Source organism: Pseudoalteromonas denitrificans DSM 6059 (assembly GCF_900112265.1).
Classification (GTDB): domain Bacteria; phylum Pseudomonadota; class Gammaproteobacteria; order Enterobacterales; family Alteromonadaceae; genus Pseudoalteromonas; species Pseudoalteromonas denitrificans.
The window spans coordinates 1-12,001 of the sequence record NZ_FOLO01000094.1 but is presented as its reverse complement, the minus strand read 5'-3'; the positions used below and the strand labels follow the sequence as shown (position 1 = coordinate 12,001).

3 protein-coding genes are annotated in these 12,001 nt (G+C 36.4%); all 3 read left to right on the top strand.

Features of this window, described 5'->3' with window-relative positions; all coding sequences use genetic code 11:
- On the top strand, nt 1-291 hold a 291-nt coding region (locus BM088_RS26160), incomplete at its 5' end, for a phosphopantetheine-binding protein (RefSeq protein ID WP_143085168.1).
- A complete protein-coding gene (locus BM088_RS26155; protein ID WP_091991780.1) occupies nt 288-7,079 on the top strand; it encodes a non-ribosomal peptide synthetase in 6,792 nt (2,263 codons plus the stop codon). The genes BM088_RS26160 and BM088_RS26155, both read left to right, overlap by 4 nt.
- Nucleotides 7,076-12,001, top strand: a 4,926-nt coding sequence (locus BM088_RS26150; RefSeq protein WP_143085167.1) for a non-ribosomal peptide synthetase, incomplete at its 3' end; no start/stop codon positions are given. The genes BM088_RS26155 and BM088_RS26150, both read left to right, overlap by 4 nt.

The window sequence follows — 12,001 nt, the reverse complement described above, 5'->3', positions numbered from 1 at the left end:
ACGGATACGGAAAAAGCATTAGTCAATATTTGGTCAGGGTTACTGAATCTTGAAGCGGATAAAATCAGCACGACAGCTAACTTTTTTGAATTGGGGGGTCATTCAATATTGGTCATAAAATTACTCCAACTAATTAACAGTCATTTTGAATTACAGTTTGAATTAATGGATTTATACAGTAAAGAAAATATTAAAACCTTTGCTCAATATGTTGAGCTAGTCACCACACTGCATTCAAAAAGTGTGATCATAAATGAGAGCAATGAAGAATTTGAGGATTTTGAATTATGAGCATCGAACTTTTATTTGAACAGCTTCAACAAGCAGGTGTCATATTTGAAAAAGATACCGATAATGTGAAATTGAAATTGCCAAGAAATTTAGACAAGGAACTTAAAGCAAAACTTATTAATAACAAAGAAGAATTAAAAGATTATTTGAAACAGTTATATAAAGTTGGAAATAAAAATTTATCAATAACAAAAATACTCAGGGATAGCTCAAATCAATCAGCGTTATCATTTTCACAACAGCGATTATGGTTTATAGATCAATTACAAGGTGGCACAGCAGAATATAATATGCCGATGTCATTTAATGTTGAAGGAAAGCTTGACATTAAGGTGGTTGAGGCTGTGCTCACTGAAATAATTCAACGCCATGAAATATTACGCACTGTGTATCAAAGTAGTGACACTGAAGTCTTACAAAAAATACAAGAAAATTTTTGTTTTCACCTATCAGTCAATGATTTATCAGAACAGTCTGAGGAAATACAAAAAGTGAATTTAAAATCACTGGTTACTTCCGATAGACAAACACCATTTAATCTACAATCTGATTTAATGGTGAGAGCGAGCTATATTTTATTATCCCATGCAGATAAAAGCTCAGATCAGAAGCAAAAAGGTGTTTTGTTATTTAATATGCATCATATTGCCTCAGATGGTTGGTCAATGGAGGTATTGACAAAAGAATTCTTTATTTTATATCAAGCCTTTGTTAAAGGTAAAGAAAGCCCATTAATGCCACTTGAAATACAGTATCTAGACTATGCTCATTGGCAACGAGAGTGTTTACAAAAAGAAGAACTGACATCCCAGTTAAACTATTGGCAAGAACAGCTTAAAGATGTGCCACCGATACATAATTTACAATTAGATAAAACACGTCCGCAAGTGAAAAAGTTTGCGGGTAATATTGTATCAACAGAATTACCCCAGCATATTGCTGTGAACTTAATATCGCTTGCAAAGCACTATCACTTAACCCCATTTATGTTGTTACATGCTGCACTTGCCATCGTATTATCTCGTAATGCAAATACGAATGATGTTGTCATAGGCACTCCTATTGCTAATAGGCTGCAAGCAGAGCTTGAGCCTTTGATTGGTTTCTTTGTAAATACATTAGTGTTAAGAGTGGATACACACTATCAGTATTTAGAAGAGTATTTTTTACATGTGCGTCAAGTGCATCTTAATGCTCAATCGAATCAGGATGTACCATTTGAACAGCTTGTAGAGCGATTGAATATTCCAAGAAGTACAGCGCATGGACCCTTATTTCAAATAGCTTTAACAACAAATACAGATTATGGTTTAAATAGTATACAAGAGGTTGACTCATTTAAATTACCGGATGTTACACTCACTCCATATAGTTCAGATTCGATAGCAGCAAAATTTGATTTAAATATAGATATGAGCATTAGTGAGCATGGTTTAGGTATCGACTGGACTTATGATATAGCGTTATTTGATCATGCACACATAGAAAAGTTAAATAATCATCTATCTAATTTATTAGAAAATATTGCTTCACAATTTCAAATAATACAACAATCACCGCAGGTTAAACCAGAACTTAACAGCTTAGCTGTGTTGTCTGAAAGTGAAATAAGCCATCTGTTGACTGATCTTAATAATACGAATGTGGATTACGAAAGTGAACTTTGTATACATACATTATTTGAACAGCAAGCCCAGTCTAATCCAGATAGTATTGCCTTAGTTTTTGATGATAAGGAACTCACTTATAAACAGTTAAATGAGAAAGCGAATCAAGTTGCTTATTACTTGATTGAAAATCATCAGGTCAAGCCCGATACACTCGTGGGAATTTGTATTGAGCGTTCACTTGAGATGGTGATAGGTATATTAGGCATACTCAAAGCTGGTGGTGCTTATGTTCCAATGGATCCTGATTACCCCAATGCAAGATTAGAATATATGTGTGAGGATGCTCAATTAGAGCTTGTTTTAACACGATCTGGTTTGCAAGAAAAACTCTTATTTGCGGGAAATACGACACTATACCTGGACGGTTTAGGAGATATAAACCCTACCTTCAGCACGCCATTTAGTGTTTACCCCATAAAAAATATTGATAAAGAACTATCGGGAATTAACGGTAATCATCTTGCTTATGTGATATATACCTCAGGTTCAACAGGGCAACCAAAAGGGGTGATGATTGAACATCAAGGTTTAATAAATACGATATTAGATAATGCCAAGCAATTTAATGTCGACAGAGATAGCATTTTTTATCAATCAACATCATTTGGATTTGATGCAGCATCATGGATTATTTGGATTACCTTAGTGTCTTCAGGGGAACTTGTTCTATCTTCTACATTAGACTTTCAAGGAGAGCTTGAAACCGTACGAACGCGACCAATAACTCATATAATGATGACACCATCAATATTAAATACGTTGGATAACAAAAAGCTTAAATATATTAAAGCTGTCATTGTCGGAGGCGAGTATTGTGAGCCTGGCATCGCTGACAAATGGCTTATGAATGCTAGTTTTTATAATGCTTATGGGCCTACGGAAGCATCCATCTGTTGTACTATTAAAAAGGTCTCGCACAGCAAAGATATATCAATAGGTAAAGCGATATCTAATATCCAGCTACTTGTATTGGGGGAAGGAGGCAATATGCTTCCATACGGATCTGTGGGGGAACTTCATATAGGCGGAGTGGGCTTGTCACGGGGCTACTTGAATCGACCTAATCTGACGGCTGCACAGTTCATTGATAATCCTTATTATGATTCGAAACAATTAAATAGCAGTAAACGTTTATATAAAACAGGTGATTTGGTTAAGTATTTACCAAATGGTGATCTTAAGTTTATTGGTCGTATTGATGATCAAGTTAAAATTAGAGGGTTCAGGGTTGAGCTTGGTGAAATAGAGCAGCATATCAGTCAGCTAGCAATGATTGATTCAACACTGGTATTAGTGAAAGAAACAGCCAATGATAGTAAACAACTTGTTGCCTATATCAAATTTATTCCGACTTTAGATATGGATCAAGCGGAGAATACAGAACATACGTTAATTGCAATGATTAAAACGAATTTGTCTGCTTCATTGCCTGAACATATGCTACCAACTGCATTTATTATAATGAATGAATGGCCACTCACACCTAATGGTAAGATAGACAAAAAATCATTGCCGGATCCAAAACTTAGCTTATTGCAGACAGAGTATATCGCGGCAAAAACTCAGACTGAAAAAGCTTTGGTAGGGATATGGTCTGACCTATTAAATATTGAAGTAGATAACATCAGTATTAACGCCAATTTTTTTGAATTAGGTGGGCACTCACTGCTAATGATGCAATTGGTTACGAGTATCAAAAAACTTGGTTATCATACGAATGTTCAAAAATTATTTAGTACGGCGATATTGCAAGATATGGCTAAGCAAATTAGTGCTGATCAAGGTGAGGTAAGTGGCTTTTCTGTGCCAGAAAATCTTATTCCAGCTAATTGTGATTTTATTACGCCTGAAATGTTGCCTTTAGTGTCATTAACACCACAACAACTAGATAAAGTATGTGATAAAATTTCCGGCGGTGCTAAAAACATTCAAGATATTTACCCATTGGCACCATTACAAGAAGGCGTCTTATTTGTTCATACTATGAGTGAAAAAAGAGATCCTTATGTCACTACCATCTCTTTTGAATTTGATAATGCTGAAGATTTCAAATATTTTGAGTCGAGTTTGAATTTGATTATTCAGCGACACGATGTCTTAAGAACTGCAATTTTGTGGCGAGATCATCAACCAGCACTACAAGTTGTTCAAAAAGAAGTTACATTGCAAGTTGAGTACCTATCTTTTGAGCAATACTCAAATACACGTAAAGCATTTTTAGAGTTTGTTGATTCTGGTGAACATTATATTGACTTGGAAAATGCACCATTAATGCAGCTACAAGTCGTAAATGAAAAACATGGCCAAGGTATTTATGTTTTACTTAAGTTCCATCATTTACTAATTGATCATGTATCACTGGAAGTAATTATGGAAGAGTTGGCGATAATTAATAAAGGTGAGGTTAATTCATTACCTGAGCCTATCTTGTACCGAGAATTTCTTGCTCGTACATTGGATCAAGCAGCTCAACTGGATATTGAAGCATTTTTCACACATCAGATAGGTACAGTCGAAGAGCCAAGTTTGGCATTTGGTTTGTCAGATGTCACTAAAGATGGTGGTAATATTAATCAATTACATGTTGATATTAGTGATGATACCGCTGAAAAAATCAGACTTCTAATGCGTAAGCAACAGTCAAGTCCAGCAGCATTTTTCCATGCTGCTTGGGCTATGGTACTCGCTGCATGTACGGGTCATAATGATGTCGTATTTGGTACTGTATTATCGGGGCGTATGAACGGTGACTTAGGTATTGAGCGTATGTTAGGCATGATGATAAACACCTTGCCAATAAGAGTAACGTTAGGTAATGCAGATGTTAAACAAATTATTAAAGATGTGAATGAAGCATTATCGTCTTTAATACCATATGAGCAAGTTTCATTAGCGCAAGCACAAAGGTGCAGTGGTGTAAACGGACAGGTGCCCTTATTTAATTCAATGCTAAATTATCGTCATTCAGTTGAGCAAACTGATGCAGATAGTAAATTTAATCTAATTGGTTTAAAAGAAAGAACAAATTATCCATTTACTTTGGGAGTGAATGATTTTGGTAAAAGCTTTTCACTTGACTTTCAAGTAGACGAACATATTGATATCACTCGTATATCTGATTACATGCAAACAGCTTTATCTGTTCTGCTAGCTGAATTAGAGCTAAATAGTACGACTCCTATTTCAAAATTATCAGTATTGCCTGAGCATGAACGTTTTCAACAAATGGTCCAATGGAATGATACTGAGGTTGATTACCCACAAGATAAACTTATCCATGAATTTTTTGAGGCACAAGTTAGGCTAATCCCAAATAATATTGCTGTGGTATTTGAGAAAAAACAGCTCACTTACAAAGAATTAAATGAAGCTTCAAATAGATTGGCTCATTATTTAAAAGCTGAAGGCGTGACAGCGGAAACTTTAGTGGGGATCTGTGTTGAGCGTTCACTGGAAATGGTCATTGGTATATTGGCTATTCTTAAAGCTGGAGGTGCCTATGTACCTATGGATCCAAATTATCCAAAAGAACGATTAGAATATATCCTAGCAGACACAGGTATAAAACATTTATTAACACAATCGAAGCTCAATACAGTGCCTGAACTAACAAAGAATATTGATGTATCTGAATTGGATTCTTTGATTTTTCAGGACAAAATACAGGCTTATCCAGAAACAAATATTCAGCATAATTATAATCAGAGCTCATCTAATTTAGCTTATGTCATTTACACTTCTGGCTCCACGGGTAATCCAAAGGGTGTGATGATGGAGCATCAAGGGTTAGTTAATAGAATAGACTGGATGCAAAACGCGTATAATCTCACTGAGTCGGACCATGTATTACAAAAAACACCATATTGTTTTGATGTTTCGGTCTGGGAATTTGTTTGGACGCTAGGGCATGGCGCTAGGCTGGTTATGGCAAAACCAGAAGGACATAAAGATCCTGATTATCTTAAAAAACTGATGTATCAAGAGAAAGTTTCAGTTATGCACTTTGTGCCATCAATGTTAAATGTTTATCTTGCAGCACCAATGTCTGAATTTCCTGCTAGTGTGCGTTATGTATTTTGTAGTGGTGAGGCCCTTGAAATTGCAGAGGTCAAAGCAATGCGAACCTGTGCACCTCATGTTGGGCTACATAATCTGTATGGGCCAACTGAGGCTGCGATAGATGTGAGTTACTTTGATTGTAATACTTTGAAAGATCAAAGTAGTGTTCCTATTGGTAAACCGATACAAAATATTGAATTATTAATACTTGATAAAAACTTTAACTGCTGCCCTATAGGAACTCAAGGAGAGTTATATATAGGTGGGGCTGGTCTGGCGCGTGGTTATTTAAATCAACCAAGTTTAACAAAATCTCATTTTATAACTAATCCGTTCAGTGATGATACCAGTGCGCGTTTGTATCGAACTGGAGATTTAGTGCGGTATTTAGCCGATGGTAACATAGAATACATAGGTCGGTCTGACAACCAAGTCAAAATTAGAGGCTTTAGAATCGAACTTGGAGAAATTGAGCAGGTATTACTGACATTAAACGAGGTAAATTCAGCTTTAGTCATGGCTCGAAAAAGTGGTTCAGGTAATGCCTCTCTGATTGCGTATGTTGTTTTAAATCAACCTATATCAGATCTCGAAGATGATATGAGATCTATATTACGAGGTCATTTAATTGCTTCTCTACCTATTCATATGGTGCCTTCTGCGTTTGTTGTATTGGATCAATGGCCATTAACAGCGAATGGTAAAGTTGATCGTAAATCGCTACCAGAACCAGAATTATCAGCAATGAGCGGAAAGTACATTGCGCCAACAGGTGACATTGAAATCACACTGTCAACTATTTGGGCAAACTTACTTAAATCAGAAGTTTCTCAGATCAGTGCTCAAGCTAATTTTTTTGAAATTGGAGGACATTCTTTGTTATTGGTACGCTTAATGGCTGAAATTAACGACCAGTTTGCAATTGAATTGTCTATGCATACTTTATTCGAAAATCTTAATTTTAAATCTTTAGCTTCCCTTATTCATAGCGAAGTTGTAATTAAATCAGTGGCGTCACAGCAAAGCGATGCTAAGATCACAAGCGAAGGTTGTTTATGAACATTTTAAATTTATATAAAAAATCAGCAGAAGCAGGTGTTTTTCTTTTTGTTGAGGAAGAGCAGCTTCGTTTTAAATTGTCAGTAGATGTCTTTCCAGCAGAATTAAAACAGGATATTTTGGCACATAAAACGCAATTGATAGCCTTTTTATCTGAAAGTCAGATGCAAAAAAATCAAACAAACAGGCCTGAAATTAAAGCATATAATACAGATGACAAAGCAGTGGTTTGCTCTTTTTCTCAACAACGTCTTTGGTTTATTGATCAGTTAGAAGGAGGCAGTGCGCAATATAATATGCCTGGAGCATTAAAGGTTGAAGGTCATTTTGACTTGAGTATTGCAGAGCAGGCGTTTACGCGAATTATTGGTCGCCATGAACCATTACGAACGATTTTTAAAAGTACTGACAAAGGTCCTGAGCCAATTATTTCTGATCAGATTAAATTTAAGATCAGGCATCTTTTTTTGAATAGTAATTCTATTGAGGTGCAAGATGAAAGTATTCGAGATGCAATACGTGAGGATGCGAATACGCCATTTATCTTATCTGAAGACTTGCTATTACGAGTCAGTTTTTTAGAGACGGGGAATGAGCAAGGGGTATTACTTTTTAATATGCACCATATTGCGTCCGATGGTTGGTCCATGGGAGTGTTAATTAAAGAGTTTACCCTTCAATACGAGGCCATCATTAATGGAAAACCAGACCCTCTAGCGCCTTTATCTATTAAGTATAGTGATTACGCTCGATGGCAAAAAGAATGGTTAACGGGTGATGTTCTTGAAAGTCAGCTCGATTATTGGAAAAAACAACTTGCTGAGTTACCTCAGTTGCATGACCTTCCAATAGATAAAGTGCGTCCTGCGGTGCAAACATTTAATGGTGAATGCCATGTGTTTTCCGTGAATAAGGCGATATTGAATGGGCTAAAGGTGATAGCTAAAAATCAGGAAACAACCCTGTTTACAGTGCTTCATGGTGTATTCTCTTTATTATTAGCGCGTCACTCAGGTAGCAATGACATTGTGATAGGTACTCCTGTTGCTAATCGAATGCAAAAAGAACTTGAATCCCTTGTTGGTTTTTTTGTTAATACTCTGATCCTTCGAGTAAATTGTACTGAAAATGTTAGTTTTACAGATTTTATTACTCAGGTGAAAGAAGTAAATAAAATGGCGCAAAGTCATCAGGATGTGCCATTTGAGCAACTAGTTGAAATGCTCAGTCCTGTGCGTAGTAGTAGTCATGCACCTTTGTTTCAGATTTTATTTTCAATGGATACAAATGAAACACAAGAGCAAAACTTAGCTGGTTTAAAGTTAACACCGCTTGAAAATGATGAGGTGTTTGCTAAATTTGAATTAACTTTGAGTGCATCAGAGTCTGAAAATGGATTAGAGTTTAGTTTGATCTACAACAGGGATCTATTTTCAAAAAAGAGTATTGAAGCAATGGCTAGGCGCATGCAAACCTTATTGCAGGGGGTAGTGACAAACTCTGAAACTCCTGTGCATCAACTGCCTTTACTTGATAGTAATGAATCGGATTATTTATTACAGACTTTAAATGATAATAAAACCTCGTTTCCAACTGGTGAATGTATCCATGAGTTGTTTGAACTTCAGGCACTTAAAACGCCTACTAAACTAGCGATTGAATCAGGAACACAGCAACTGACATATGCTGAACTGAATAGTCAGGCTAATCAGCTAGCACATTACTTAATGAACCAAGGGGTGGAGCCTAATGTACTCGTTGGTGTTTCTTTGGTGCGTACAGTTGACTTGATGGTGACTCTATTAGCAATACTTAAAGCTGGCGGGGCTTATGTTCCGCTGGATCCGACTTACCCAGAGGAACGCCTTAATAAAATTGCGAATAGTAGTAAACTTAAGTATTTGGTCACTCAGGAAAACCTATCAAGCCTACTAGACAATAAGATGTTGTTACGAATTAATATCGATTGTCAAACTTTGAATCATGATTTGAACTCTTATCCGAATACAGCGCTAACATTAGGAAAACGACCCGCTCCAAGTGATCTTGCCTACGTTATCTATACATCAGGCTCTACAGGAGAGCCTAAAGGGGTAGCAATTGAACATAAAAACACTTGTGCGATGCTACATTGGGCACAGAAAGCATATAGTGCCGATGAATTAGCTTCGGTACTTGCGAGTACTTCACTTAACTTTGATTTGTCGGTATTTGAGTTATTTTTACCACTTTCAGTTGGTGGTAAAGTGCTACTGGTAAGAGATATTTTATCAATATTGGAACAAAGAGATCTTAAACCTAGCTTGATTAATACAGTTCCATCAGGGATAAGTGCCTTGTTGTCTGAAAATGCGGTGCCTGAATCAGCCCAAGTGATTAATTTAGCTGGTGAACCATTGTCTGCTGATATTGTGAATCAATTATTACTGTTACCTAAGTGTAACCGAGTTGCAAATTTATATGGTCCATCGGAAGATACGACTTATTCTACTTATGCAACATTTTCTGATGCTGAAATTACAGAAGTCAGTATCGGCCGGCCAATCGATAATACACAAAGCTATGTACTGAACCAAGTAGGTCAACCTGTACCTGAAGGAGTTGTTGGAGAGTTATACCTTGCTGGTTCAGGTGTTGCTCGTGGTTATTATAATCAGAAAGAGCTTACGCTTGAGCGCTTTATTGACAATCCATTTTGCGATGATCTAAATTCACGTATGTACCGTACAGGTGATTTAGTGTGTTATCAGCCTGATGGTCAGTTGAAATTTGTTGGACGAATAGATGATCAAGTTAAAATTCGAGGATTTCGTATTGAGTTAGCTGAGATAGAGTATGCTCTTTCACAGCAAGCACTGATTAAATCCGCAGTTGTTATGCCTCAAAATGTTCAATCAGAGCAAACGCAACTGGTCGCTTATGTGACTATTAATAGTGAACAGGAACCGGGCGAAGTGAGTGCTTTATTACGCGAGTCTCTTAAAGCCACTTTACCTGATTATATGGTACCAAGTTACTTTATGGTGTTGGATGATTTTCCATTACTGCCTAACGGAAAAGTAAATAAAAAAGCGCTGGTGGCAGTTGAAAATATTACTGAACAAAAATATGTTGCGCCTAGTACTGAAGTTGAGCATTTAATTACTCAAATCTGGAGTGATTTGTTACCTATCAAAACCCAAGAGATTAGCGCTGAAGCAGATTTTTTTGCTTTAGGGGGACACTCTTTACTCAGTGTACGCTTGATAGGCGAGATCCGAAATCGACTTGGAATAGAATTAAGCATTAGGGATATATTTGATGCGCCTCAACTTACTCAATTAGCAAAGATTGCAGAATCCAAGAAAAACCTTAAATCAAGAGATAAAATTGAAAAGGTTGAGCGTAATAATGGTAGGGATATCTCTTGTTCTTTCGCACAACAACGTCTGTGGTTTATTGATCAACTACAATCAGGTTCATCCGAATATAATATGCCTGTTGCTTTTGAGGTTGAAGGTAAGCTTGACCTCTTGTTAGTAGAGTCTGTGATCAAGGAAATTATACAACGTCATGAAGTATTACGTACTGTTTATGCTGAAGGAGAAGTTGGGGCACGACAAGATATACAAAAAGATTTTACTTTTAACTTAGTGGAGCATGATTTAACGGACCTGACAAATGAAGAGCAGAGCAATGCATTAAAGTCTTTTCTTAATTCAGATGTGCAAACTAAATTTAACTTGCAAACTGATTTGATGATAAGAGCAAGTTATATTTTATTAGCAGATGATAGAGCGCAGCAGAAACAACAAGGTGTTTTGTTATTTAATATGCATCATATTGCCTCCGATGGCTGGTCAATGGAAGTCTTAACTAAAGAGTTTTTTACGCTTTATCTCGCTTTTTCTGAAGGTAAAAAAAGTCCACTTGCGCCGCTTGAGATACAATATGCAGATTATGCGCAATGGCAACGAAAATGGTTAGAGGGTGAAGTTCAAAAGGAGCAGTTAGCGTATTGGGGTAAACAACTTTCAGAATTGCCGCTTCTACATGGTTTAACATTAAATAGCCCCAGACAAGAAACTAAACTATTTGATGGTGAGAAGGTTTCAGCTGAGTTGCCAAAAGGCGTTATGGTAAGTCTTAGAGCACTTGCCAAACAGTATCAGCTGACACCATTTATGTTACTACATAGTGCACTTGCTTTAGTATTATCACGACACAGTAATAGTAATGATATTGTCATTGGTTCACCTGTTGCTAACCGAATTCAGGCAGAAATTGAGCCTTTGATTGGTTTTTTTGTTAATACATTAGTATTAAGGCTTGATACTCAATATCAATATTTAGAGGATTACTTTGCACATGTACGTCAAACGCATTTAGATGCCCAATCTAATCAAGATGTACCTTTTGAGCAATTGGTGGAATTGTTAAATATAACAAGAAGCTCAGCACATACGCCATTGTTTCAAATTATGTTAACAACGAGTACAGGTTATGGACTCAATAGCATCGAAGAAGAGGAGTCTTTCAAGTTACCTGGGATCAATCTGATTCCGTTACAGTCAGAGTTAATTACTACAAAATTTGATTTAGAAATTGATATGAGTATGAATGAACAGGGTATCTCAATGGACTTCATTTATGATACTTCATTATTTAGTCATGAACATATTGAACAACTCAAGGATCATTTAACCTGTTTATTGGAGGGAATGGCAGAGCAATATGAAGCATTGCAAGGCATTTCGGAAATAAAACCTGAATTGAAAACCTTACCTATGTTGTCACAGGGAGAGGAAAACTACCTTCTAAATACGTTAAATGAAACTCAGGAGGATTACCCTAAAAATAAATGTATTCATGAACTTTTTGAGCAGCAGGCAAAAAATACACCTAATGCGACTGCAGTTGTCTTTAAAGATAAAAAATTGACC